Annotated in this window: 26 protein-coding genes and 1 pseudogene; 16 read left to right on the top strand and 11 right to left on the bottom strand. The window is 51.6% G+C overall.

Annotated elements, in window-relative coordinates:
- The first annotated feature begins 222 nt into the window (after nt 1–222).
- The gene (locus LOY38_RS22755; RefSeq protein WP_258697156.1) at nt 223–1,026 is read left to right on the top strand and encodes a DUF6694 family lipoprotein; all 804 of its coding nucleotides are present in this window, start codon (nt 223–225) and stop codon (nt 1,024–1,026) included.
- Nucleotides 1,027–1,103: 77 nt separating this feature from the next.
- Here the strand turns inward: LOY38_RS22755 and LOY38_RS22760 are convergent, their stop codons facing one another.
- The gene (locus tag LOY38_RS22760; protein ID WP_309475857.1) at nt 1,104–1,463 is read right to left on the bottom strand and encodes a hypothetical protein; all 360 of its coding nucleotides are present in this window, start codon (nt 1,461–1,463) and stop codon (nt 1,104–1,106) included.
- Nucleotides 1,464–1,854: 391 nt separating this feature from the next.
- Between LOY38_RS22760 and LOY38_RS22765 the strand changes: the two genes are divergently transcribed.
- Both LOY38_RS22765 and LOY38_RS22770 read left to right on the top strand, forming a co-directional pair.
- Nucleotides 1,855–2,820, top strand: coding sequence for a hypothetical protein (locus tag LOY38_RS22765; RefSeq protein WP_258697157.1), 966 nt, complete (start codon nt 1,855–1,857; stop codon nt 2,818–2,820).
- Between the two features lie 343 nt (nt 2,821–3,163).
- Nucleotides 3,164–3,562, top strand: a complete 399-nt coding sequence (locus LOY38_RS22770; RefSeq protein ID WP_258696296.1) for a GFA family protein — start codon at nt 3,164–3,166, stop codon at nt 3,560–3,562.
- Nucleotides 3,563–3,588: 26 nt separating this feature from the next.
- On the opposite strand, the gene tnpC is transcribed toward LOY38_RS22770, so the two are convergent.
- The 5 genes from tnpC to LOY38_RS22795 all read right to left on the bottom strand — a co-directional run bounded on the left by tnpC (nt 3,589) and on the right by LOY38_RS22795 (nt 8,266).
- A complete protein-coding gene (tnpC, locus tag LOY38_RS22775; protein WP_258696295.1) occupies nt 3,589–5,136 on the bottom strand; it encodes an IS66 family transposase in 1,548 nt (515 codons plus the stop codon).
- Nucleotides 5,137–5,197: 61 nt separating this feature from the next.
- A complete protein-coding gene (gene tnpB / locus LOY38_RS22780; RefSeq protein ID WP_258696294.1) occupies nt 5,198–5,533 on the bottom strand; it encodes an IS66 family insertion sequence element accessory protein TnpB in 336 nt (111 codons plus the stop codon).
- Nucleotides 5,530–5,847, bottom strand: coding sequence for an IS66-like element accessory protein TnpA (gene tnpA / locus LOY38_RS22785; protein ID WP_258696293.1), 318 nt, complete (start codon nt 5,845–5,847; stop codon nt 5,530–5,532). Before tnpA ends, tnpB begins: the two co-directional genes overlap by 4 nt.
- 59 nt (nt 5,848–5,906) lie before the next feature.
- The gene (locus LOY38_RS22790; protein WP_258697158.1) at nt 5,907–6,731 is read right to left on the bottom strand and encodes an HNH endonuclease; all 825 of its coding nucleotides are present in this window, start codon (nt 6,729–6,731) and stop codon (nt 5,907–5,909) included.
- On the bottom strand, nt 6,728–8,266 hold the full coding sequence (locus LOY38_RS22795) for an ATP-binding protein (RefSeq protein WP_258697159.1): 1,539 nt from the start codon (nt 8,264–8,266) through the stop codon (nt 6,728–6,730). The genes LOY38_RS22790 and LOY38_RS22795 overlap by 4 nt, the downstream gene beginning before the upstream one ends.
- A gap of 352 nt (nt 8,267–8,618) precedes the next feature.
- Between LOY38_RS22795 and LOY38_RS22800 the strand changes: the two genes are divergently transcribed.
- The 4 genes from LOY38_RS22800 to LOY38_RS22815 all read left to right on the top strand — a co-directional run bounded on the left by LOY38_RS22800 (nt 8,619) and on the right by LOY38_RS22815 (nt 11,884).
- Nucleotides 8,619–8,912, top strand: coding sequence for a hypothetical protein (locus LOY38_RS22800; protein WP_243241947.1), 294 nt, complete (start codon nt 8,619–8,621; stop codon nt 8,910–8,912).
- On the top strand, nt 8,909–9,481 hold the full coding sequence (locus tag LOY38_RS22805) for an ABC-three component system protein (RefSeq protein ID WP_060708137.1): 573 nt from the start codon (nt 8,909–8,911) through the stop codon (nt 9,479–9,481). Before LOY38_RS22800 ends, LOY38_RS22805 begins: the two co-directional genes overlap by 4 nt.
- Entirely contained in the window at nt 9,475–9,981 is a 507-nt protein-coding gene (locus LOY38_RS22810) for an ABC-three component system middle component 5 (RefSeq protein ID WP_258697160.1), read from the top strand. Before LOY38_RS22805 ends, LOY38_RS22810 begins: the two co-directional genes overlap by 7 nt.
- Nucleotides 9,982–10,105: 124 nt before the next feature.
- Entirely contained in the window at nt 10,106–11,884 is a 1,779-nt protein-coding gene (locus LOY38_RS22815) for a hypothetical protein (RefSeq protein ID WP_231981943.1), read from the top strand.
- A 77-nt stretch (nt 11,885–11,961) separates the two neighbouring features.
- On the opposite strand, the gene LOY38_RS22820 is transcribed toward LOY38_RS22815, so the two are convergent.
- Nucleotides 11,962–12,789 (bottom strand): pentapeptide repeat-containing protein, encoded by an 828-nt coding sequence (locus LOY38_RS22820; protein WP_258697161.1) that lies wholly within the window; start codon nt 12,787–12,789, stop codon nt 11,962–11,964.
- A 299-nt stretch (nt 12,790–13,088) separates the two neighbouring features.
- Here LOY38_RS22820 and LOY38_RS22825 point away from each other — a divergent pair, with 299 nt between their 5' ends.
- The 4 genes from LOY38_RS22825 (at nt 13,089) to LOY38_RS22840 (ending at nt 16,244) form a co-directional block, all read left to right on the top strand.
- A complete protein-coding gene (locus LOY38_RS22825) occupies nt 13,089–14,219 on the top strand; it encodes an XRE family transcriptional regulator (protein ID WP_258697162.1) in 1,131 nt (376 codons plus the stop codon).
- A complete protein-coding gene (locus tag LOY38_RS22830) occupies nt 14,209–14,817 on the top strand; it encodes a hypothetical protein (protein WP_258697163.1) in 609 nt (202 codons plus the stop codon). The genes LOY38_RS22825 and LOY38_RS22830 overlap by 11 nt, the downstream gene beginning before the upstream one ends.
- Nucleotides 14,818–14,876: 59 nt before the next feature.
- On the top strand, nt 14,877–15,362 hold the full coding sequence (locus tag LOY38_RS22835) for a hypothetical protein (RefSeq protein ID WP_258697164.1): 486 nt from the start codon (nt 14,877–14,879) through the stop codon (nt 15,360–15,362).
- 189 nt (nt 15,363–15,551) lie between these two features.
- A complete protein-coding gene (locus tag LOY38_RS22840) occupies nt 15,552–16,244 on the top strand; it encodes an ImmA/IrrE family metallo-endopeptidase (protein WP_258697165.1) in 693 nt (230 codons plus the stop codon).
- A gap of 33 nt (nt 16,245–16,277) precedes the next feature.
- Here the strand turns inward: LOY38_RS22840 and LOY38_RS22845 are convergent, their stop codons facing one another.
- Nucleotides 16,278–16,490: a hypothetical protein gene (locus tag LOY38_RS22845; protein ID WP_258697166.1), complete on the bottom strand. Its 213-nt coding sequence runs from the start codon at nt 16,488–16,490 to the stop codon at nt 16,278–16,280.
- A 792-nt stretch (nt 16,491–17,282) separates the two neighbouring features.
- Here LOY38_RS22845 and LOY38_RS22855 point away from each other — a divergent pair.
- The gene (locus LOY38_RS22855; protein ID WP_258697168.1) at nt 17,283–17,492 is read left to right on the top strand and encodes a hypothetical protein; all 210 of its coding nucleotides are present in this window, start codon (nt 17,283–17,285) and stop codon (nt 17,490–17,492) included.
- 209 nt (nt 17,493–17,701) lie between these two features.
- Here the strand turns inward: LOY38_RS22855 and LOY38_RS22860 are convergent, their stop codons facing one another.
- Nucleotides 17,702–18,340 (bottom strand): hypothetical protein, encoded by a 639-nt coding sequence (locus tag LOY38_RS22860; RefSeq protein WP_258697169.1) that lies wholly within the window; start codon nt 18,338–18,340, stop codon nt 17,702–17,704.
- A gap of 691 nt (nt 18,341–19,031) precedes the next feature.
- On the bottom strand, nt 19,032–19,934 hold the full coding sequence (locus LOY38_RS22865) for a LysR substrate-binding domain-containing protein (protein ID WP_258697170.1): 903 nt from the start codon (nt 19,932–19,934) through the stop codon (nt 19,032–19,034).
- Nucleotides 19,935–20,093: 159 nt separating this feature from the next.
- Here LOY38_RS22865 and LOY38_RS22870 point away from each other — a divergent pair, with 159 nt between their 5' ends.
- The 3 genes and pseudogenes from LOY38_RS22870 (at nt 20,094) to LOY38_RS22880 (ending at nt 22,801) form a co-directional block, all read left to right on the top strand.
- A complete protein-coding gene (locus LOY38_RS22870; protein ID WP_258697171.1) occupies nt 20,094–20,639 on the top strand; it encodes a sugar ABC transporter in 546 nt (181 codons plus the stop codon).
- Nucleotides 20,640–21,142: 503 nt separating this feature from the next.
- Nucleotides 21,143–22,003, top strand: a complete 861-nt coding sequence (locus LOY38_RS22875) for a LysR family transcriptional regulator (protein ID WP_258697172.1) — start codon at nt 21,143–21,145, stop codon at nt 22,001–22,003.
- A 125-nt stretch (nt 22,004–22,128) separates the two neighbouring features.
- Nucleotides 22,129–22,801: pseudogene (locus tag LOY38_RS22880) on the top strand (IS5 family transposase).
- A 23-nt stretch (nt 22,802–22,824) separates the two neighbouring features.
- Here the strand turns inward: LOY38_RS22880 and LOY38_RS22885 are convergent.
- Nucleotides 22,825–24,048: an MFS transporter gene (locus LOY38_RS22885; protein WP_258697173.1), complete on the bottom strand. Its 1,224-nt coding sequence runs from the start codon at nt 24,046–24,048 to the stop codon at nt 22,825–22,827.
- Nucleotides 24,049–24,341: 293 nt separating this feature from the next.
- Between LOY38_RS22885 and LOY38_RS22890 the strand changes: the two genes are divergently transcribed.
- Nucleotides 24,342–25,772: a bifunctional 2-methylcitrate dehydratase/aconitate hydratase gene (locus LOY38_RS22890; protein WP_258697174.1), complete on the top strand. Its 1,431-nt coding sequence runs from the start codon at nt 24,342–24,344 to the stop codon at nt 25,770–25,772.
- Nucleotides 25,773–25,784: the final 12 nt, after the last annotated feature.

A 25,784-nucleotide genomic window follows, 5' to 3' on the forward strand; every position in this document is an offset into this window, starting at 1 on the left:
CTACCTATGGATAATCGAACTACAGCAGTGCGTTTGAGCTACAGGCTATCATCAGCAGAGCACCGCCTCGGATAATCGCCTATTGACGCACCTACACAGCATGCTCATGGCTAATAGCGCAATGCTGAATTGCTCTGTTGGTTACGGAAACCAAAAACTGCACAGATCGCATTCAGACATCATTTTGATATGCTGCCCTGAATTTTCTGAGAGGGAATGCAGATGCGTCGATTTATATGCATAGCGCTTATGGCAGGGATGCTAGCTGGCTGTGGCGAGCCGAAGCTGGACGGTAGCTCACAACAGGCCTTCAAAGACTCTGCGGCGAAGGTTGCTGCGAGTTTGCCTGAGGACAAGCGCAAGCAGTTCGCATCTGATGTGATGGTGCTTGCATTTCAGGGACTCGATATTTCTCAGGTTTTACAGGGCAAAAAAAATGCCGAAGGTGTGTCAGCAGACATGCTTGCTGCCCTCAACGGAAAGACTGCTCAGCAGGTTGCCGATGAAGCAAACCGAGCACGAACAGAACGTGCGGAGCGAGAACGGCAACAGGCCTTGACGGAAATTCAGGAGCTGGTCGAAAAGCAAAAAAAATCCGAAGCTGCAAAAACAGAATTAGCCCGCTTTCAGGTTTCAAAGTCTCGCTTTTATCAAAGGGCCAAAGAGTATGGCCTTGGTAACCAACCTATCATCGAAATAAGGGTGAATAACGGGACTGCCAGCGCCGTGTCACGGGCGTATTTCAAAGGCACCATCGCCTCTCCTGGACGCTCAGTGCCTTGGCTTGTCGAAACGTTCAATTACTCAATCAGCGGTGGTTTGGAACCAGGCGAATCTCAATCCTGGAGTCTCGCACCTAATCAGTTTTCGGACTGGGGCAAGGTCGAACCACCAAAGGATGCCATCTTCACCGTAACCGTCGAACGGCTTGATGGTGCTGATGATAAGCCTCTATTCGACGCAGGCTCATTCACCGAGCGTGATGCAACTAGGCTAACCGCACTCCAAACCAAATACGCTCAGTGACGTGGTGCAGGCCCTATAGCAGACTCGTGATTAATGTTGAATTTCATCGGGCGAGCCGCCTTTGCGTGCGGAGATCATCATCCATTTTCAGTGCCTCGATTCAAACCGGCAGTCAGTCGACGATAAAGGTCGGCCAGGATTCGAGCGTCCATCAGCGCATGGTGTGGGAGTTCGGGCAGCACTGCGTCGATTTGATCTGCGGAGAGATGCCTGAATAGCTGAATCAAATTGGTTGCGCGATTGGCTGTATTTGCTGGCCAACGATGGTTTACGTAGGCCAACTTGCAAAAGAGATCCCAGTCCCAATCGGGAGCGTCCGAGCAAATCTCGAGCGGGCCTTCAAGGTTGCTTAGGAAAGTGAGCAGTGATGCTTGAGCTTTGGACAGGGTTTGTCCATGCAGCGAGAGGTCAAGCTGTGGCAGGACGTTTTGAATCACGAAGTCGCTGCAGTCCTCCACTCGGTAGGTGTCCGTGAGTTAGACGTAAAATTCCTGGCTGGCTTCAGACACCAGTGCCAAGGAGACCAACTTCGCTTCCCGGGTGAGCTGGGTGAACTCGCAGTCCAAAAATAGCTTCATCCCCTCCTCCCATGTGAGTACCTGGTTCATTCCTGCCGTTTTACCTTTGGTAAAACGATCAAAGCAGGCTGGTTTCTTTTATGACTTTAACCGATTGCCCTGACGAATCTATGCCTGCACTCACAGCAAGGGAGGTTTGCCCGGTTCACGACCATAAAATTTCATGGCTTCTCGACACATGAGTAGCGGAGACTAGGCAAAAGTAGCTTCGATCTGCCGTCAGCAGGTAAGCATTAACTGTGAGAAAGGGATGTCAATGCAGGATAACGCGGTCGCTTCGATCCGACTCGGGGTAGAAGACTTCAAGGCGGCGGAGCACGATGAAGCCCGAGCCCTTTCATCCATTCGAAATTTGACGTCGGGTCTCCTGTTGCTCTTCAAGGTCAAGTTGCAGGCCATGAGCTCGCCCGGTTCAGGTGAAGCACTCCTTAAAGAGAAAGTGACACCTACCTTGGGCACTGCAGGCCAAGTCATGTGGGTCGGCAGCGGTAAAAAGACCGTCGATGTCCACACGATAATTTCGCGACTCAAGAGCCTTGGGATTGATGGAGTAGAGTGGAACCTGCTGGAAGCACTCACCACCATCAGGAATGATATAGAGCACTATTTCAGCAGCCGTCCGACGTCGGTATTGCTAGAAACCGTTGCCAACTGCTTTCACCTGATACAGCAATTCGTCCCCACTCATTTAGGCATCAGCCCGGGGACTCTGCTTGGCACAGACACCTGGACATTTCTGACCGAGCAGGAAGCTTTCTACGAGCGGGAGCGAAAGACATGCCTGGAGTCTCTCAGCCAGATCACTTGGCCATCTGACATTCTTGCAAGCGCAATAGAGCATTTGAGCTGCCCTGAGTGCAGAGCAAAGCTCATGAAAGCTTCAGGCAACGTCGAAACACTCTCGCTAACATCCTTTCACTGCACCAGGTGCGAAGCCACCTCTGAGTTTGGTGACGTGGTTGACTCCATGCTCACTGGAAAGTATTTCGCAGACCTATACATTGCCGCCACCCAGGGCGGTGAAGGCCCTTTGGATCTCTGTGATCGTTGTGAACGTGATTCATACGTTGTAGAGGAACAATGTTGCGCTATCTGTGGGGACGGCCCGAAAGCTCCCGAGTGCATGCAATGCGGTACCCAGCTTGATGACGATACTGATGAAATGCAATCGCAAAGGCTGTGTGCCCATTGTCAGTACGTGCTTGAAATGGATTAGGGAGCCCTAACTGTTCTAGTCAACAGAGCAGTCTGAAAAGGAATCTATTCGCTCCCTATCGCACAACTTGACATCTAGGGAGCGCAGAACAAAGGATCCTCTGCCAAAGCGGAATACATTACCTTACGCCAGTGATTAGGGAACACACTCGTAGGCGTCCGCTCAATACACCTTGTGGATCACGATTTTTATGCTGTGCGTCCGGCACATATCGTAACCCTGAGAATTAGGGCAGAAAAATTTAGAGGTTTAGAAAATATGTATCTATTGATTGCTCGTCGAGACAGGTTCGATTGCCTACCGCTAAGCTTGACCCTATGACCGCAGGTCAACGGAGTAGTACATGGAAAAAACAACCTATAGTGGCGGATGCGTCTGCGGATGGGTTCGATATGAAGCGCTAGGCCCAGCAGAGAAACCACATACGTGCTCATGCAAAACTTGCCAGCAGCATACTGGCTCTCTTACTGCCGTGTGGGTCGAGTTTGCGCGAGACAGAGTTAAGTGGATAGGTGCCGGTGGTGCTCCCTCAGCGTTTAGATCCTCGGATTACTCCAGTAGAGCTTTTTGTCCAAAGTGCGGAAGCTCCATCGGTGCAATAGATGACGAACCAACTATCGCATTGCTAGTCGGTGGTTTTGACGACAATGATCTAGAAGCTCTCTTACCGTTGTATCACTCGTACGAGGACAGAAAGCCACGGTGGTGGTACGTTAGTTCGACGGATTCGGAATCAAAGTAAAATTTCTCAAAAAGTACACTCCTCGACTATAGGGGGTTCCATCTTTGGGGCAGTAACTCAGCAGCCTCACTCGCACGCTGCGTCGGCAGCCGCGTCAGCACATCTTTAAGATAGGCATACGGATCATGCCCATTCATGCGTGCCGACTGGATCAAGCTCATGATCGCAGCTGCCCGCTTACCGCTGCGTAGTGACCCGGCGAACAACCAGTTCGAGCGTCCAAGTGCCCACGGCCTTATCTGATTTTCGACCGCATTATTATCTATGGGCACAGCACCATCCTCGAGATATCGAGTCAGTGCCGTCCAGCGCTTGAGGCTGTAATCCAGAGCTTTGGCGATAGCCGACCCTTCGGGCACAAGGTCGCGCTGGGCCATCATCCAGGTATGCAGTGCGTCGATAATCGGCGCCGCTTTTTCCTGACGTATTCGCCAGCGATCTTCATCGGTCATCTCCCGCGCTTGCCGTTCAATTTCGTACAACCCGCCAATTGAGTGCAGCGCCTGCTCGGCCAGTTGGCTTTTATTCGTCGCGTGCAAATCGAAAAACTTGCGGCGGGCGTGGGCCATGCAGCCGATTTCAGTGATGCCTTGCTGGAAGCTTGCTTTGTAACCGGCGAAATCATCGCAAACCAGCTTGCCATTCCACGGGCCAAGGAAGTTGCGTGCATGCTCTCCCGCACGGCTTGGGCTGAAGTCGTAAACCACTGCTTTGAGTGCCGAAAAAGGCGTGGTGCAGTAGGCCCAGACGTAAGCACGGTGGGTTTTCTTCTCGCCCGGTGCGAGCATCTGCACCGGCGTTTCGTCAGCGTGGATCACGCCTTGAGCAAGCACTGTTTCGCGCAGTGCATCGACCAAGGGCTGGAGTTGCACACCGGTTTGGCCGACCCATTGCGCCAGTGTCGAGCGGGCGATAGCCAGGCCGGCGCGGCCAAAGATTTTCTCTTGGCGATACAGTGGCAAATGGTCGGCGAATTTGGCCACCATCACGTGAGCCAGCAGCCCTGCGGTCGGGATGCCCTTGTCGATTACCTGCGCCGGAACCGATGCCTGAGTCAGCGTTTCACACTCGCGGCAGACCCATTTCCCGCGCACATGCTGCTCCACGGTGAACACGCCCGGCGTGTAATCCAGCTTCTCGCTGACGTCCTCGCCGATCCGCTGGAGCTGGCAGCCGCAGGCGCATTGGGTGTTATCTGGTTCGTGATAAATCACGGTGCGCGGAAACTGCGCAGGCAAAGGAACACGCTTGGGCTGCTTGCGTGGCTCGGCCGGCGCAACCGGCGGATTCAACGCCTTCAGTTCGGCTTCAATGGCCGCGATGTCAGTGTCGAGCAGGTCGTCGAGCAGACTGCCTTGAGCAGGGCTCAATTGCTCACTGCGCTTGGCAAACTTGTTACGTTTGAACCAGGCGATTTCGTGGGTGAGTTGCTCGATGATGGTTTGGTCACGGTCGTTTTTCTTGCCCATCCTGTCGACTTGCTGCCCGAGAGAATCAACCTGGGACAGCAACTGCGCTGCGAGGGCACGCAGTTGGTCGGAGGACATTTGGTCGAGATTGGGCGATGAAGTCATGCCGCGAATTTTGCCAGAGCAAGCCGTTTGCGGAGATAGACCAATGGGCTAATGGCGGGCGTTAGAGCAGTGTGATTGCACCGCCAGCCCCAACGCGTTGCCAAGGTAGGCCGAGCACCAACGCTTGAAGTTGCTCAATATCCAACTCCATCTCGGAGCCACGCCGAATGCCGGGCCAGTGAAACTTGCCTTGATTCAACCTGCGAGCAGCCAGCCAGACGCCAATCCCGTCATGCACCAGCACTTTCATACGAGTGGCGCGGCGGTTGGCGAACAGATAAGCGCAGTGCGGCTTCGCCGCACCGAATACCGCGATCACCCTGGCCAGCGCAGTTTCAGTGCCGGCACGCATGTCCATGGGCTCGGTGGCGAGCCAGATGGCGTCGATGCGAATCATTGAGTGAGTCCACGGACAAAGCGGGCGCAGCCTTCAGGATCGGAAGTTGGCCATTTCACTGTGATCGATTGCTCGCCAAACGGCAGCTCAATAATCGCCAACGCTTCCGCCTGCCGTTTGGGCGTAGCTCTCAACGGAACGAAAGCCGGCAACGCCGCTGGCGGCTGGTCTCGGTAAAGTGGTAGCCACTTGCGGATCACGTTGGCGTTGATGCCGTGGCTGATGGCAACGCTGGATAGGGTTGCGCCCGGTTGCAGGCATTCCTGAACAATCTGGGCCTTGAAGGGTTTCGGGTAAGAGCTTCGTTGGCGCATGGAAATCCTGACGTTAAGGGCGATGGCGTCCGCTTAAAAATACGCGGACACAATCGCCCTTATCGGCCGAGCGAGGAAGGTGTGTTCCCCGGCCCCTTACACACACTCGAGCTTTCAGCCGCCGAACGTAGATATTGCGAGAACTCCTCAGCCGGTCTGTTGCGGAAATAGCTCCTGTGCATATCCAGCAAAAAAATAAGCTCGCTACTCGCGGCGATGCTGTAGCGCTTCGCGATCCCGAAAAACTCAAAATGATTTATGGCACGTTCACGATCCACTTCAGACCACGTGTCTGGAGGAGTTGCTGCATAGCTGATTACATGAGGCTGGCTATGCGTGACTGATGCGCTAATCCACGTTTGATCAAAGAAGCAAGGCTGATCAAAATACGGGTGGATTAGCTGTTTATGAGCGTGTTCGATCAGCGGATTGCCCTTGTCGGTGTTGCAATCCCGGCATGCGGGAATGAGATTTTGAGGAAGCACTGCCAATTTGGGGTAGTTAGCTTTCGGAAGGTAATGATCTAGCGTACGTGGATGACCTATTCCCCCACAGGTTGGGCATTCATCCCCCGCCCCAACTAAAATCGAATCGTAAATGACGCGCCCTAGAGGGCGTCTCACCATGTAATACTCATATAGTGCGACCAGTTCGCTCTTGCGAATATCACCGACCACAATCGGATCTTCGCCTTTCGCCACGACGAGAGGAGGAAGTTCCCAGGTTGCCCCGGCGGCGGCCCGCTCGACGAAGTCGATGGCCGTGTCTCGTATATCGTTCACACCCGCCATCATCCGGGTTCGTTCTGGCTCGTCGAGGATTGCCGATACGCAGGTAGCGTAAGAGTATTCTGGAGCGTATTCCGGACAAGGTAGCCGCTTCATGACTTGGCCCCGTTGTCTCGGTCGGCAATAAGTGCCCGGAGTATCGCCTGAGCCTCAAAGCCCAACTGTCGGTTGAATTCTAGGAAGATTTGGTCAAAGTCCTTACCTTGATCCACCGCTGCAGCCAACAGGGTGTGAAAGCCAGACGATGTCACTTCCAGTCCGAAGACCTCTCGCGTCAATATCCCTACATTCTCACCAAAGGTTTCGACAGATGGGCGATGGGCTGCTGCTACGAGATGTGAGCGGTTAATCTTCCACACGCACGATGAGGGGATCTCCTGGAGAACAACAGGTGAGTGAGTTGCGATGATCGCCACACCGTTGCGTTCCAAGAGCAATTCGCTCAAAGCTCTAATGAAAGCGGACAAAAGTGGCGGATGGAGGTGACTCTCCGGCTCGTCCAGAAGCACAAGCGTCTTCTCTTCGACTCGCTCAACCAGCTTTGTAATTGTCAGCAAGACGATAGAGTGCCCGGAGCTTAAATTTGAAAAAAGATACTCGGAAGTAGCAATAAACTCCTCACCGCTTAACGACAAAAGCCCCAGAAACCCCATGCCTGCAAAGTTTTCATCAGACTGCAACGTTTCAATGGCCCGCTTCCAGCGATTTCGCTTGTAGGCATCTTTGAGGCAAGCCCTTAAGCCGGCGAGAAACTCAGCTTTCAGAGCGTCACGTCGCTTCAGGTCATGCCCGTCCGTGGCTTTCGCCTTTAGCCCAATGTAGTAAAAACAAGTGCCCAGTGCCGGATCAGGCTGTTCAGGTGGTGGGTCGAATGGATCGAATGCGCTGAAAGAAACAAGCACAACGCTGCTGAAAAAATCCTGACCAATCGGTGTTTTTCCTCCGCCCCAAGGGTTAACCCGGAAAATAGCATCCAGTCCAGCGTGCCCACTACTGATAGCGTTTATCATGCCATTCAAAATGGTGGTTTTTCCGATACCATTGCGTCCAATCAAGGCATGTACATTGGTCAATGGTGTAGAGCCAGCGGTAACCTGAAAATCGAGTTCGATGCCCGCAGTAGCACTATCACTTTGTTTAACAAACGTGAAGGAGTAGTCCGTACGAACAGCCCCTCCCTGAAGCACACGGACAAACTGCTCTTTAACGCTGCTAAGACTTACATCACGTAGTAAAGACGTCGAAAAAACAGGCTCACCTGTGATTTTCTCAACAAGCTCAGGGTTGGCAACGATGTCCCTCAAACCTGCCAAATAAGCATATTTGAAGGGGGGTGACGGAATTTGGGCGATTTTGGTGTAATACTCGACATTGTTACCGAGAGAGAAAAAATCATCTGGTAACTCTGTGAAGTGCGCGGGAAGTTTTGAGTACGTGGAGGTAGAGGTATCCTGCCCCTTGAATCCGATTTTTAGATTTTCAAGCTCATAACGTACGCCTTCCTCGTCGAAGGCTACAGCGTAAAACATGGTGACGAAGCTGAAGTCGTTCCATCGATCCATTTTCAGGTAGGTTGCATTCTTTGCTCGATCAGGGAATTTCGTATCCCTACCAATCACATAAAAATCCATTTCGCCTGGTCTCCTTTAGGCTAGGTGACCCCCGCCCCCCCTGAGGTAGTGGGTTCACATTATTCATGCTTGCCTCGCAGCACGTTCTTGGTACCCCTACCGCAGAAGCTGCCCTCAAAAACTGGCGTCTCGCTGGATCCCTCACGGCCCTCTATTCTGATACCGGGACTGCGTGAAAAACCTCAGTTACGTCGATCTAAACCGACACCCTACGTATGCAGGCGGCTCCACGTCAAAAAGAAAGGCTAACGCCGTCGGTTCGCATCCGCTTGCGTGAGTTCGCGGTTCCGTGCCTTTACGAGGGCCCTCGAATACACGATGATAGCGTTTTGACTACCAGCTTGGGTTCATCATGGACGAATTTTGGAAAAGCGCTGTCAAGTATTGCGGCAGTGCGGCGCTAGCTGGCCTGTTGGGGTACACGGTTTATCCGCAAATCATCTCCTCGCCTTACCTCAAGAATCTGACGCATACCGAACTGTTCGCTCTGATGTGCCTCCTGGTGGTTGTGACCTTCGCATTATGCGTAGCATTGATTAATGCCGGTACAAAAGGACGCTCTGGAAGCAATACCGTGAACATCAAGGGTTCCACAGTTCATGGTTCAGTGCGGGCGGGCAACGACACAAACAACTCGCCCAAATGAATAAAGCAAGCATTTGGGGCTCAAACATCCAGGGCGGCGTGCGTGTGGGTGATGACACCAACTACGTCATCAACCTACCCCCTGCAGATCCGACTGCAATTACTCGCGCACTTGCAAGAATCCAAGAGTTGAGTGAGCACGATGAAGATTTCATGTATTTCATCGAACGTCTGGATTTTTTTACCAACCAGAAAACTCAGTCTCCGATGATCGGTCTGGAGCAAAAACTCAAAAACGGGGGGCGTGAGGATTTGCTAGAGGTAGCAATCGAGCGCAAAGATGCCTTTGCGAAGAGATTAATGAAGTCCCAGCTCAATCGAAGACGACAGGCTATCTTTCTCTACATTCTCCAAAAAATTAGTTTTGGCTTCGAAGAATCCATTCGACCGCTAATAAAACAAGGTGTCCCGAATGATGTTATCGATGGGGTAATCCTCAACGGAATTGTCGACACCATTTACCGGGAGGTTATGGCGGAAGACTTCACAATAGATCAGTACATGATTTCAGGGATGTTATATTTTCTCACTGGGAAGTGCCACTTGATCTGGGAGAAGCCAAAATGCTGATGTATCACCCAGCCTTCGATGCAAACCACTGTCTTTACAGAATAGTATCAATTCTCAATGCGACTGGTAGCACGCCAATTAGTTGGCCCCTGTTTCGCGTGCTTGATTTTTATTATTTGTTCCCTAGCCAGCTTAAGGCGATAAAACCGTGGCCCAGGGAAATCGGCAAGTACAAATCAAAAACCGCTAACATTCAAGATCAGTTTGAAGATTTGACAAATCCCGCTCGCACATTCTTTGACCTCCAAAGTTTCCAAAAGGCAGCAACACTCGAGCTTATTGCGAAAGGTTGTTTATCGAAATCCGAATTCGATAAAGGCATCATGCAGTTAGAGCCAGACGCTTTGCCGCCCGGTTATATTGCACTCCTTGAAACCGATGAGTTTTTGAGGAGCGACGCATTCATAGTCATTACAAAAGGTCTGCCAGAAGCACCTTTTTACGGATCGAACGGACTCAAATCTCGCTCCGGCCTAATGGAATTTATTTATGACATCTAAGCCTTCAACATTATTTGTGAACCGATTCATAATTACCAGGTCGGGGAAGGCGGTGTATGACGCAGTGTTCCACAAGGGCGTCAATATAATCCGAGGTGCTAACAGTGTCGGAAAGTCAACAATCATGGACTTTCTATTTAGCTGCCTCGGTGGGGATATAGCCGAAGATCGGTGGAATGAAGAAGCACAAACCTGTGATGGAGTTTTTGCTGAAATTGAGATTAACGGTCACGTGATGACCATACACAGGACGGTAGAGCCTGGAAAGAAGCCACCCATGAGCTTTTTCGGAGGGTCATACAATGAACTCCGCGAAGCAGGAACGTCAGCCGTGTGGCAAAAATATGGTTTGATTCGAACCGACGAAAAATTGAGCTTTTCTCAACAAATCTTTGAGTTACTAGATTGGCCTCACGACCAAACTGATGACTTTGCCAACTTGACTATTCATCAGGTCTTGCGACTGATTTATGTCGACCAAGGCACCGCAGTAAACAAGATCTTGAGAGCTGAGCACACTACCTTCGACAAGCCTAGCATGCGCCAGGCGATAGGTGACTTCCTACTCGGCCTTGATGATCTCGGGATTTATTCGCTGAAGCAAAAGCTCGCAAAAGCCGAATCAGAATTCGCCAAAATTGATGGGCAATTAGACTCAATCTACAGATACGTATCGCCATCCGAAGGCACCTTGCGTGAGACCTCACTCAATACTGCCATCAAGAATTCCAATATCGAACTACAGGAGCTTCTTGCGGAACGCGAGCGCCTGATTGTCCAACCTGAAGAGACCTCTGACGCGGCGCTTAATGTAGAGGCGGAGAAGGCAGCCAAAGCCATTGGTGAGCTCTCTAAGGAGATCGACATTCGAACTGCTAAGCAGGCGGAGATGGTGAATGAAATTGTAGAATCCGAACTTTTTATTTCGGCAATAGACTCAAGAATCAAATCCCTTAAAGAGTCGAAGACTGCCTATGACTTTTTTGGCGAAGTAAGATTTAAGTTTTGCCCAAGCTGTCTTTCCGCCATTACCAATCATGAGAGAGATCAGTGCCACCTGTGCAAAACCGAGATCGATACAAACTCTAGAGAGGCTTCTTATTTAGCAGCCTTGAATGAGCTGATTTTTCAAAAAAAGGAAAGCACTCAAGTATTACTTGAAATGAGGACGAAGTTTAGTGAGCACTCCCATTATCTGGAATCTAACCAGCTTGCACTTCAAGCTTTAAGGGCCAAGCATGTCACGACTTTACGTATAAGCTCCGACCGGACTCTGCAACTTAACGAGGTCTCTGCAAAAATCGGAAGCGTAGAGGAGCGGATTAAAAATTACGAAACCAAAGCCAAGCTGGTTGCTGCGATAGAGGGTCTCATCGAGAAGAAACGGGTTCTTAATGAGTCCATTCTAAATCTGGCAGAAGACATCAAGATTAAGAGAGGTCAAACTAGCACGCGCAGAGAAACTGTTGAAAGCCGCATTTCTGAAAAGACAGTCGAATTGCTGAAGCAAGATGGTGGTTTCGAGCCGGCCTTCAATGATGCCGAAGTGGTGATGTTCGATTTCGGCAAAGATTTTATGCTTGTTGATGGCCGTTCAAAATTCTCCGCAAGTTCGGAAACGATCCTTAAGAATAGCTTTCATCTTGCGATTCTACTGGAGTCGTTGGAAGATCAGACGATGCGTTACCCTAGGCTTTTGTTGCTGGACAACACAGAAGACAAGGGAATGAACTCCGACCGCAGTCAAAATTTTCAGCGAGTCTTGGTAGAGTCCCTATCGCATCATAATTCCACGCCTTTTCAGGTCATCATGACTACCTCCATGGTTGACCCAGTGCTAGATAAAACTGCACTTTGCGTAGGGCCGCATTATGCAAAAGGGATGCACACGCTAAATCTTTAGCCAACCTGCTGCGCCCTACGACGCCCAGTGTTCAATCTGGGCGCGTGAGCGGGGCACCAGAAACCAGAAGTTACGATTTAGACCTCATCGTCTGGCAGCCATGGGATAACACCCTTCGGGCCAACGTCCCAATTGTGGTAAAGAATTTCGCCGCTCACGAACGCCCCCTTGGCCCCGGTAAATATGCACTGGTTGATATTTGCATTGCGTAGATCGGCCCCGTCGAGTTTAGCCCCCAAAAAGCAGGCACCTCGAAGATATGCACCCCGAAGATCAACACCTCTCAAATCTGCTTGGCTGAAGTCAGTCTCCCAGCCGTAGGCTCCTGGTTGAACTACAGGATCTGCGGAAATAGAGTAAAACTTCGCATTGCTGAAATTCGAGTGACTCGCCTTCTGAACATCTTGAAACCAGTGATAGTGCACTAGGCTCCCGGGCGCCTGAAGATAGCTGAAATCAGGGACTTTCTTGCGCTTGAGAACGAGCCCAATTCTGCTGAATAGCAACGAGCTGAAATGGAATCCACTGAAATCCACTCCCCGTTTGTCCGCAGCTACTGCAAGAGGAACCTGGTCACGAAGGCATTCAACAAGCGCTTCAAACTGCAGTAAAAATCGGGCTCTACGAAATTCGCCTTCATAGGGCTGCCGCCAAAAACCTTGAGAAAAACAATGAGCGGCATATCGCGAAATCATCCGATCTCTAGCGACAATTTTTTTGTATGTCACACCGTATTCTTTAGCAAGAATACGAAGACAGATGTCTCTGTTGGCAGGGCCCGAACTGATTAACTGAGCGCGAATTGCTCTGTCTAATGCAGAGCGACTGCCACTGCGTAGCTCATGAAGCAGGACAGTAGCATCTGACTTGAAAGCAGCAAGCGAAGGAGTATCAGGGAAGTTCATAGCCTAGCCTCTCACGGTCAACGCTAAGCCCTAGTATCAGCTGACCATTCAAGGTGGCAGGAGAGGAAGTTGAAACGACGGTGCAGAGGCTTTTCCAAGCTAGGGCTGAACGCCACCGTCAATGGCGCAGACACATCTTGGAAAAAAAGCGAGTCGCCGTCAAGCCTCGCATCCCCCTCAAAGTTTGGGCGAGCTACAAGACTGCCCCCCTTGCGTAGTCGAAATTCCATGGGCGTTTTCACAACAAAAACCGACTATGATGTCTCGGTGCATTGCCTAACAGGACGTCAAAAAAGCACATGAATCTCCAGGCCCTTGGCAACAAGCTTGAACGCTACCGTATTCAGCTTCAGCGATCCGTTGACGAAGTCGCAGCGTTCACTGCTATCAACGTTGAACGCCTTAGTAGTATCGAGAAAGGTGAGTTGGAACCTACCGGAGACGAGGTGCTCATCCTCGCAGACTACTATCGATGCGATTTCAAATTCTTCATCTCGAACGAACAAGTCGCTCCGTTCGAACAAACTGAAACGCTCTACCGGGCGCATGGCCGGGAGTTCTCGAAGGAGGATCGCTCTGCCATTCAAGAGTTTCTGTACCTCTGCGAAACCGAAGAATTTTTAACCCAAGAGCTCCGTGGTGCTGCCAGCACCTTTGCATACACTCCGCAAGGCAGCTATTTCATTGGTCACGCAGAAGGCGCGGCAAGGGCGTTTCGCCAGCAGATGGGTCATACCGACAGAGAGGTTCCCCGCGACATCTACTCCGAGTTTCGCTCAGTAGGCGTGCATGTTTTCAGGCGAAAGCTGGCCAACTCCAAAATCTCAGGCCTCTTCGTGATGCACCCTGTCGCGGGTAAATGCATTTTGGTCAACTACACCGAGGACGTTTACCGACAGCGGTTCAGTGCAGCACACGAGATGGCCCACTGTATTTTTGATAGTGACCAAGGGGCCAGCATGACTATGCCGGGGGACAAGGATATGAGGGAGGTACGGGCAAACAGGTTCGCCTCCTGCTACCTGATGCCTCCCGAAACGATTCGCTTGCTTCCCGCCCCAGCTACCTGGTCTGAAGGAGATGCCCAAGATTGGGCAAACAAGTTCCGAGTGAGTTGTGACGCGCTGGGAATCGCTTTGAAGGCTGCAAAGCACGCTGACCTTGAAACCAGTCGACGTATCCGGGGATACCGGGTCACTCGGCAAGCCAAGATAGACCCCGAACTTCCAGAGAGCCTCACCGCCCAACAGCGATCCAGGAAAGCGGCGTTACTCGAACGAGGACTGTCCGATCACTACGTGAGGCTATGCCTAGATGCGCACAGCCAAGGCATCATAAGCCTCGGCAGGCTAGCCGAAGCTCTCCTTTGCAGCTACGGCGAACTAGCGGCACTTGCTTCTCTATATGGAAGGACAATACATGGCTATTGATCCATCGAAATTCCACAAGATCAATGTTGCCGACACCTGTTCGGTTTGGAACATTTTGTCTTCGCGCCGGCTGTATGCTGCGACTCAAGAGGCAAGCTGTGAGTTTTGCATGACGGGGTTTGTCCTATACGAATGCTTGGTCAAGCCTCGCACCTCCCCTACTGTAGCCGACCTAGAATTGAGGGAGCGCCTCAAGCAAGAGCAATCCAGGGGTAAATTTGCGTCGCACTCCTGCAGCATTGACGATCTCCAGGCCATTGCAAACCTTGAAAGCCGAAAAAAACTGGGTAAGGGCGAGCTCTCGTCAATCGCATTCGCAAGCAGAATTCGTCAAGCGTTCATCACCGATGATCGCAAAGCCAGAGCACTCTCAGAAAGCGTTGCTCAAGCGATAACACAGACAACTCCTCACATGCATTCTTGGCTCATTTTCACCAATGTTCTGACAGATGCAGATCACTATGTGGTTCTATCTCAACACATAGAGATGGGAGGTTCTCTAGCTACCCATCTAGTGACAGCCTATGGCATGGCGCTACAGTGTCGGCTAAATCTGCATGCCGCCAACAGGGCTACTGACGCTGACGCGGGGCATTGAGAAGGCACGCAGGCCGCAGTGATGGACGCACCGCGAACGCTCGTCTAGGACTCGCCCCCATGAAGCAGCCTCTGTTCGATTTTGACCTCAAACGCGTCTCGCATCAGCACTACATAACAGGGAAAGCCGCCATCAATTTTCCACATCCAGAAAGCACCACGGGTGGGTGGCATTTCCTTTCGTATTTTAACCGGGACTCCGGGGTGGCTAAGGTCTCATCGGCAGGTATCCATTATCCTGACACCACAGCCTACTTTGGTGACCTTGGCATCATCGACGTGACCGATGAGCTAGCAAAGCGTGGATGGTCTGTTGATGGCCATCGTCCGTTCATGGCAGATCACTACAGAGCCGCTGCGGACATGGTCGTGAGATGGGCATTGAGCGAGTCCAACCACTGCAGCGTCGAGATTGATGATTGGTTTCCCTCTCGTGCGGAGAGACAGCGCCTGCTTGAGATTCTAGATACAGGAAGGTCACAGCTTTCTAAGGTTGGCCGATGGCAAAAAGTGGAAGCGTGGCTGCGTACGCAAACCTTGAGCTAGGGTAGTCGGTAGTCTAGATCGCAACAGAGCAAGCACCGAGATGGGTTCTGGGCTGGAGTATCCAGCGCACGAGTACCGGGAGCCCACTCATGTCTTTAGCCCGACATCACCCTGGCATTACAGGTCGTTGACAACACTACATATGGTGAATAAAATGCAAAAATAGCACATCATATGGTGTACAAAGCTATGAATCGTGAAAGTATCCAGCAAGCAGTCCATCGTCTTCATAAAGAAATTTGGGACAACCAAGAACGCTTATGGCCAAACCGACACCTGACGCCATTTCAGATGCTGGCCCCCGAGGTCGCGGCCCATATTTTAGGACTTGATTACCAGCTCCTTCCTAATCTGGGCTCTCCACTCTTCGGGCGAGAGGGAGAGCGCTTCAAGGCTGCTGGTTTAATGAATCGCTCGATTCGACGCATAGCAGTTTCCACCGAATTCCCAATGAATGTAATCCGGTTCACTGGCGCTCATGAGGTCGGTCACTTTGTGCTTCATGAAGATGAGGTGATGCATCGTGATAAGCCTTTGGACGGATCGGCACGAGGACAAAGTCGCCCTCCCAAGGAAAGGGAGGCTGATTACTTTGCGGCGTGTTTTTTGATACCAGCCCGACTTCTACTGGATGCTTTTGCTGCCCAATTTCAAATGAAGGGCCCCTTCCCCTTCACCGATACCACCTGTTACCACCTCAACCCTTCAGATCCATGGTCGCTTCTGAACGCAGAAAGGGATTCGCTTGATCGAGAGATTTCGCTGGCAAGGTGTGCCCGGTTCAACAACCGTAATTTGATTCCACTTTCGGTTCAATTTGGGGTTTCGGATATTGCGATGGCGATTCGAATCAAGGAGCTTCAGCTAGTACGCTGGCCTTAGCCTCTATCCTCCTTGATGCTCTAGTGCCGATGCTCAGTGGTGCGTCGGCCGAAACAAGTCCCTGGTTGTTGGGTTTTCAACGAAATCGATGGATGTACTGAGTTCGTCTTGCATGTGCTCGAAGACTTTGTCGAGACGCGGATGAGCTTTCGATTCTCGCAGTGCATTTACCAACTCCAGAAGCTCTCGGCCCTGGGCTAGCGGCATCTGGATATCGCAGTACACCGTGTCATCGTCTTGTCCCATGCCCGCACCCGCTCAGTCCTTTTTAGATTTATTTCTTGCGGCCCTATGCTGCTCCAGGTGTCGCATCTCTGCTTCCCAACTCGCCAGGAATTTATCCCAGTCTGAGGCGTATAGCCCATCAACCAACCTGGTCGACCCGATGCTTGCCTGGTGGAAACGCTCTCTCCACGGTTGCGGAATAGTTCGCTCCAAAATGATGTCGACTCCGGAGTTGTGGCGCATCACCGAGACAGAGTTACGAACCTCAGTGAGCTCGAGTAGCCTATCGCTACAGGGGGTATTGTTTCGCTCCTGGTCGTCGAGATCATCGAGGATGGCAAGGAGGTCGGATGCAGTGGGATCGCCAGGACGGAGGCATGCAAGGGCCCAAAGAGTCCTTCGCCTAGCGCCCTCAAGCTGACGGAGTTCATCGTGGGTCATTTCAGCCGCATCCTTGTTGATTTGATATTGGACAATAGCTATGGCGTGCCGCCTGCGGCGGAAGGCTGGCGAGAACTGAGCCACGGCTGCGCCGCGTCTCAGCCCGTTGGGCGCTCATCCTGCACGCCTGCGCGCTCCGCTTGCCTGATACTCGCATGGAAAGGAAATACTGGCGCAGCGAGTCCGAATCCGGGGCAGGTGTAACCGTCCCCTAGGTACAGGATTATTACTTATGGAGCTTACTGAAGCGACTCGATAGCACTGCAGCTTCGGTAGTTTCCCCACTTATGCCGAGGGGCTAAATGGCCGAGCGACAAGATCCCATCAAATTCTCCTACTGCTACGCTGTCCTTTTTCCATAGAGGAATCGCGATGCCAAACTCAGATCTTCTCCCTTCCCCGCTCTTCAAGATCAACGAAAACCAGCAAGCCCTTGAGGCTGCCATCATGGAACTGACGCTTTGGGTCGAGCAGCGTGGATCGAGCGAGGCTGGTGGCAACGTGCGCGGCGCGCTGGACACGATCAGAAAAAATGAAGAGTTCATCAACATGACGCTCGCTATGTTGATGACACCGGAGTAATTCACCCCATATGTTGAAAGAGGCCTGTTGGGTACGAGGTGCTATTAGACACCGCTCATCAACTGCGGACAAAACGATTCATTATTGAAATTATTGGCCAGACATAATTATTGCCCAACCATAATTACCAATTCGATTTGCACACAATGGCGGATACTCGAAAGCTTGGGCTCCACCGCTCTAAGCTCAAGCCTAGTGCCTAATTAAACTCATCGACGCCCAGCTTGCGCCTGAGAAAAAACGAAAGGCAGTATAATAAAGAACATGACACTCGCAAGGGAAGTCGTATAAGTTTTATCATAGAACAGCCATACAGACGTTGCCGCTACCGGGATACAAAAAACTAAAAATACAAGCATTGTTATTGCAGTCCAGATTCGCTCCGTCACCTCCTTAAATGAGTCAACCAGCGGACTAACCAATGAAGTTATAGTTTCTGCGACAAACAGCAAAGGAAAATAAAGCAATGCTGAAATTAGAAAAAATGTAAATTGAAGATGGCTTTTTCCGATGGGAATGGCCGGAAGGTACTCTCCGACAAAACGAGCATTATTTAGAAAAACTTCACTATTAGCGAAAAGCGCCTTAAACAATGGCGGCGTGGTAATGGAAAGGTAGAGTGCTGCAAAGGTGGCAAAATAGAAAACAAATTTATATGCTGCATACTCAGCTGTCTGGAGATTTTTGGATCGACGATCCAAATCAACTGTATCATAAGGGACGTTGCTTTTTCTGGGAGAAGGCGCAGGGATAGGCCGAGCCCCCCTTCTTTTCCATATCCATACAACTCCCGCATATATGAATGCAGCTATGATATTGAGTATTAGATTCCAGAGATCACTTGCCATATAAATACTTTTAACAATAGATAATATTAAGCCTAATCGCCCAAATTTAGGTTATTGGCCCCGGCCAAAAAAATGCCGCCTTAGACTAAATCATTTTGAAGGCGAAATGCCACCCCTCAGAAAGCACAAAAAATGGGTTAAGTCCGTGGATGACCTGCTGCGGCCCCAAATTTTTTGGCGGTAGCTTTGTTAGAATGCTGGTAGCACTCGACGAATAAAAATGGTCTAGGCCTTGGGCTTCTACTCAAAACAAAACGTTTGGTCAGCAGTAACGCCTCGTCGAAACCGACGTTAAAGCGAGTTTCTCCTCCCCAGTCAAATGACCACGCTACCCTCCCAACCGCCCAATCAAATCAAATCAAATCAATCAGAGCCTGCGTTTCCACCCTGGCGCCAAGCATCCCCAAGGCATCTTTGAACCCAGCCCACCTGCCGGCGCCCCCTTTTCATTTGCTTGCTGCATCCAAGTCACCATCGAACAATTCCTGCTCCGCCTCTAGAACTACGAATGCGCATAGTCGATCACCTTCCACGAAGCTCAGGTGCCCCGCCTAGAACATCGAGTCGTACAGGATTGAGCGGTGGCGTCAGTGTGCAGCAGAGCTCAGCCACTGGGGCAGCTGAGCCCTCTTCGGATCGCAGTGGATCAAGCCGTTTAACGGTGTGCGTGCTGACCAACGCTCTCTCACGCCTACAGCTCAACTACTGTTGCTTTCTTCGATTCATCCAGTATCCATTGAGCAAACGCTCGTATTGGCTCTCTGCTCAGTCCAATAGGCTCGGGGAGGATGAGACTGAAGGTTTTGGAGATTGTTTTCCCATCTGGCCACGGAGCGGCCAATCGACCTTGCGCAAGTTCAGTTTCAATGTAGAAACGCGGTACCAAAGCAACGCCAAGGCCGGCCAAAGCAGCCTCGATCAACATTGCATGAAGATCGTAGCGCGCACCAATTGCAGGATTGGTCAGTGTGATTCCAGTCTCCTGGGCGTAGCATTGCCACGCATCAGGGTTCTGTCGTCTATGCAGACGCGGCAGGATGTCCAGTGCAGTTGCCGCTTTGACGTCCTTCAGAAGCTCGGGATGGCAAACCGGAACCAGCACCTCATTCAATAGAGGGTGCGTCCGCATTCCTGTCCATGCCGGATGCTCAAAATGGATTGCAGCATCGACCCCGCTTCCGGCGAGGACGAAGGGTTCCGTACGCTCGGCAAGGTGCACTGAGATGTTCGGATGCTTCTGCCGAAATTGTGGCAAACGTGGAATGAGCCACCGCATTGCGAAAGTCGGGACGGTGGCGATGTCGAGACTCGCGCCATCGCTCGGCTGTCCCATCAGGTATTGGCTATCCCGATTCAACCGATCAAGCGACTCCCGAACCTGGGCTGCGTAGCGCTCCCCGTTAGGCAGGAGTCGGACGCGATTTCCGATTCGCTCGAACAGCGTGACACCGAGGAATGCTTCCAGTCGGCCAATCTGACGACTGATGGCCCCTTCGGTGACAGATAGTTCGTCCGCCGCGCGCGCGAAGCTGCCATGACGGGCGGCAGCCTCGAATGCCATCAGTGCAGTGTTGCTGGGGATCTTTCGGCGCATGAGTGTTCCTGATTCAGGGCGAGGTACCCAAGCCATCTTGATATTTTATCAATGAAGGTTACCAAAAAATCGTTTTATACGCCGCGATACAAGTCATATCGTGACAGGATATCAACAAGCGAAGCCGGGCGCATGAGACTCCCGGCCAGGAGTAATCTGATGATCTATACAGTCGAATGCACCTTCGCCGATCCAGCCAGCGAAGCAGAGTGGAATCATTTTTACAGCTTGGAAAAACTGCCCGCGCTCATTTCAGTGAGCGGATTCCATACATCGCAGCGTTTCAAAGCAGTGAGCGCCGGTTGCCCTATTTACCTTGCCGTTCATTCGATCGACAATCTAGACGTTCTTCAGGGAGATGAATATCGTCAGAAAGGCGGTGGAAACTTCGCGCGCTGGCAACAGCACATCACCGATTGGCATCGCAATCTTTATAGTGGTCTTGACCGTGCTCCTGCCATCGGTGCAGACGAGTATCTGGTTGTGAGCGCAACCGGCCCCGATCCGCTCATCAGGATGGGCCTCACGCCTTATCAGATTCAAGCAGTAGCATTGGAGAAGTTTCCGGAGCATCGATGGCTGGCGAAGCTCGATCGTCCCATCGAATCCGGCGTGGAATATTTGCCGGAGGACGTCCACCTCTATGTGCCGATGACAGAGCAATTGACGAGCAGCGGTGACGCCACATCCGAAGTATCACGGTAGAGCAGAAATGCCCAATGTCACGATTTTTATCCCTGCGCAAAAGATGCCGCCAGATGAAGCGCTTGCGGAACTCACGGCGCACTGCATGTTGGCGCTGATTGAAAACTGACCCGCCTCGATCAAAGAAGCGCTCGTGACTGGCAGTCTCATTTCATCGGCGATGACAACCACTCGGGAAGGATACAGACGGCTGCTACCCGAGGCAGAAGCCGTATGCGGTAGTTCCGCACGTACGGATCTGTGCGGGGTGGCAGGTAACTGCCATCCCTACCGCGACCGATGCAGCGACAGCTTGTCACGAAAATACATGCGCCGAATTTTGCCCATCATTTCCATGCTGATCAGCCGGTGTTCTCCTGCTCAAAAATTGAGCAGAAACAGTTGAACACCTGCGGTCAGTTTTGGGTCAGCGGCAACATACACACTTTCTCTGGCCTTTTAAGCGGTAAGCTAGACCTTTGCTTACGTACTCTAAGCCCCTTACGCCAACCTGATGATTAAATATGCTTGACTGGGATAGCCTGCGCTTTTTCTCTGCCTTTGCTCGTGAAGGATCCCTGGCTGGTGCCGCACGTTCACTAGGAGTGGAGCACGCAACCGTAGCTCGCAGGATCGCGGCCCTCGAAGCATCTCTGAACATGAAGCTAGTGGATCGCAGAGGCCGTGTTTACCAGCTAACTGAAGACGGGGTCAGGGTAAACGAATATGCCGCGCAGATGGAGATCGCGTCATTTGCGCTTCAGCGATTCGTTGACCGCGAGGAAAGTCGCATTGAGGGTGAGGTCATCTTGTCTGCACCTCCTGCATACCTCGGGGCTCTGGTAGCTCGGCGACTCGGGGCGTTACGCGAACGTCATCCCCGGTTGCAACTGAGGCTCGTTGGCGCCAAGTCCATCGCGTCATTGGAGAGGAAAGAAACCGATATTGCCATTACCTTCAGCAGGCCGGAAGAAAAGAGCGTTGTTGCCAAAAGCCTAGGCTTTTTGCGCTTTTTCCCTTACGCAAGTCAGGATTACATCACTCAACGAAAATCTGACAAGTATGAGTTTATAGGCTATGACCGGAGCATGGGCGATTCGATACAGCAACGATGGCTCTTAGATCACCTGGAAGGGAGACCGCTCTCCGTTACCAGCAATGATCTGCGCATCCAGGCATTAGCCGCCGTAGGGAACGCAGGCATCGTTTTCCTCCCGGATTTTTTAGGGAAAGAATATCGGCTGGCAAGAGTAGATATGGATCATAGTCCGCTGGAGCTACCGGTCTGGCTCGCGTTTCATGAAGATCTACGCGGCTCTCTAAAAATCCGAGTAGTTCTCGATTTCCTCATGGAGGGGCTAGGGTCTGTTGCCGCTCCGCCATAAACCTTTGATATATAAGAGCAAGCTCGTATTGTTGTAGCTCTTACAAAACACCAATACGAGCTTGCAATGCCCCGATTACGCTCAGTGATGAGCACTGGGCGAAGCTGCGGGAAATTCTGCTGCATATGACCATCTACAACAAGCGTGATCTACGGATGACCATCGAAGGCTGCATGCGTACGGGATGTCCTTGGCAAGACCCCACCCAAGGCATTCGGGGACTGGAACAAGGTCTATAAGCGCTTCAATACGTGGTCAGCGCCAGGTAAGTGGCTCAAGGCAATCAAGGTGCTCGTGGTGAACCCGACATTGAATAGGTTTTCATCGCTACGCCAAGGCTCACTAGCACAGTGCAGGTGCGGCCAGTGGCAGCGTCGAGGCGATAGGCAAAAGTCGAGCAGGTAATAACAGCAAGAGTCACCTGGCGGTGGACGCTCATGGTCTGCCCATCGAGTTTGACATCACCGGAGGGCAGATCAACGATTGCAGCCAAGCTCCCAGCCTGATTGCCAAGCTCCCGGCGGCAGAAACAATCGTGCAGATAAGGGGTACGACAGCGAAAAAGTCCGGGAGCAGATAGAGCAGCGAGGTGCCGAGGTGGTGATTCCGAGAAAGCGTAATTCGGTGAAAGGCAACGCGAATCTGGATCGAGGTCTTTACTGCAACCGGCACTTGGTGGAAAACGCCTTCGCCCGACTGAGGCACTACCGGGCGCTGGCATCGCGGTTCGACAAACTCAAGAGAAATTACGGGAGTGTGGTCGCGATGGCCTGCGCCTTTCTTTGGTTACCTATGTGAAATGGCAACAGACCCTAGTGAGATTAACTATCTGCTACTGCATAAGTGGGGTCGTTAAGCTGCGTGGGCGGGCCTAGATTGCCTCTGCGGAGCTGTACCAGTGCAAAGGATGCGAGACTAGCGATAATAAGAGCCAGCGAGGTGATTCCGACGTTCAGCCCCCAGAAGTCGATTAAATAGCCTGTGATCACCGGGATCGCACCAGCGGGCACATAACCTCCCATGTTAAACACTGCGTTGGCTTCAGCTCTACGCTGAGCGGGTACATTGTCAGCAATCAGGGACAGCCCACCTAGTTGGCCTAAGCCCTGACCGGCACCTGCCAGTAGAGCGGAAGCGATCAGCCATGGAGCAGAGCCCATTTCCAATGCAAACCAAACGCAGATCATTGAGAAAATGGTCGCAAGTCCGCTAAACGAAAACACGATACGGCTACTGAGTCTCTTTGCCGCGAACTGCACGCCTACGGCGACCAGAAACATTGAAAATGCCATACAACCCGTAATGAGGGGACTATTCACGCTGAGAAAGGTGGATATCATCTTGGGGCCGAGCGACAGGATGAATGAAGTCGATGTTATGCCTGGGCCGAAGAACGCTATTCCCAACAGCACGATGCCAAGATTTTCTTTAGGAACGGTGGGGAAACGTGCTTTGAACGAACCGACCCCGAGCTTCTGGTTCTTCTGCATAAGTAACGCCACGAGCGCCACGCACAAAATCGCGATTTCAATTCGGAAGACTGTATGAATCGGGCTTGGGAAATATTGCGCCACAACCCCAGCCAATAGCGGCCCGGTTCCTGCTCCAGCTACCATTGCGACAGATGCCATTAGCGAAGCAAAGTGCTTGCGATGTGGCTGAGCATGCTCAACGACATTTGCCATACCGCCAGATACAACGAGGCCTACCGAAACGCCAGTTAGGAAGCGCGCGAGCATCAATACGCCGATGCTATCGGCTTGATCGAATAGAATCGCAGCAACGATAGCAAGACTTACACATGGCAGAAGTAAGGCTTTGCGCCCATAGTGATCGGACAGCTGTCCGGCGACGGTCAGGGTTAGAAGAAGACCGATAATGTAGCAGGCAAAGATCACCGTTAGCACGCCGGAAGTGAAGCCCAAGGATTGCTGCCACAAGCTGTAGAGTGGGGTAGTTGCATTCGAAAGTATAAAAATAGCGGTTACGATCCATGCTGTCCGATATACAGCAAGTGATCCCTGTTTGGAGTAGTTACTGCTCACGGGTGAAGAACCTCTCAAGGGCAGAGAATCGAATTTGTCCCTAGAATAGAGAGATGTTTCGTGATAGCCCACTCACCAAATGCACAAATTAGATGTGAAAAAATTCACAGTGACAAAATAGAAAGACCTGCTTCATCATTATCTAGCGTGATCACGGAAGAGCAGATGACGCGTGCCAGGAAGGTTGCAGCTTATAATAATAACTCGCTGACTCACGCTCGCTGGCCCGCTCGCCTGCGAAAATGATCTAGATATTGCTCTAGATTGACGGTATTCGATAGTCGAGAAACAAATTGGCAAATCAAAAGTTTGATCAGTTGATGCAAGAACTCGTTGACCATGTGTATTCGAACGAGCCCAGCAGTGAACAATCACTAGAGCTAGCGCGCTATGCGTTGCTGGATTCGATCGGGTGCGCACTGGCGGCATTGGATAATGAGCCTTGCAAACAACTACTTAGCACTATGAAATTTACGCTAGGTGCTTCTAATGGGGCTCGAGTACCTGGAGCGGGTGAGGAGCTTGGGCCGATTGAGGCTGCATTCCAAATTGGCACGTTGATTCGATGGCTGGAGTTCAATGACACTTGGCTTGCTCAGGAGTGGGGCCATCCGTCTGACAATCTAGGGGCAATTCTCGCCGTCGCAGATTGGGTTTCCCGCAACAACAGAATAGCGGGACGAGAGCCCGTGTCTATGCGCACGGTTCTGGATGTCATGGTGAAGGTTTATGAAGTCCATGGGGTACTGTGCTTAGAAAACTGTTTCAATAAGCTCGGTATCGACCACGTAATATTCGTCAAAGTCGCCTCAAGCATTGCTGCTAGCGTTCTTTTGGGGCTAAGCAGAGAGCAGGCGTTAAACGCATTATCCAATGCATTTATCGACGGTCATTCCTTACGAACCTACCGCCACGCGCCAAATGCTGGCACGCGTAAGTCCTGGGCTGCCGGGGATGCGACCGCGAGAGGGGTTCAGCTCGCACTGTTCAGCCAAGCTGGCGAAATGGGCTACCCGAGTGCGCTCTCCACTCCACGCTGGGGCTTCAATGATGCCGTGTTCCAAGGCAAAGAGATGCAGCTGGGCCGCCCACTTGAAGAGTATGTCATTGAGAACATCCTCTTCAAGGTTCCCAATCCTGCCGAATACCATGCGCAGACCGCTGTGGAGGGGGCAATCAAACTTCATGCGTTCATGCATGAAAAAGGTCTCGTTATCGACGATATCAGTGAAATTTTCATTGAAACTCAAAAACCCGCGATGCAGATCATCAACAAGGTTGGAGTTTTGGGTAACCCGGCTGATCGTGATCACTGCTTGCAGTACATGGTCGCGGTCGCTGCGCTAAACGGCGATCTAACCATCGAAGACTTCGATGGGCCAATTGCGTTTGACCCGAGGGTTGATCAGCTTCGCGACAAGATTCGATGTGAAGAAAAGCCGGAATACACTGCAAATTACTATGCGCCCGACAAGCGTTCAATCGGCAATACCCTCACCGTTCGCTTCAAGACTCAGGTCGAACCATTTGTGGCAGCAATAGAATACCCGGTCGGACATCGCGTTCGTAGGTCTGAGTGTCTACCCTTGCTGGTGCAAAAGTTTACTGCCAATGCAAGTGTTCGTTACGGTTCGGAGCGCTCGAAAAATATCGAGAAATTGATCACAAGTTCTAGTGATCTTGAAGGACTTGCAGCTGACGATTTTATGCAACTACTGGCGTAACTTGCCCATTTT

Source organism: Pseudomonas sp. B21-015 (assembly GCF_024749285.1).
Taxonomy (GTDB): Bacteria; Pseudomonadota; Gammaproteobacteria; order Pseudomonadales; family Pseudomonadaceae; genus Aquipseudomonas.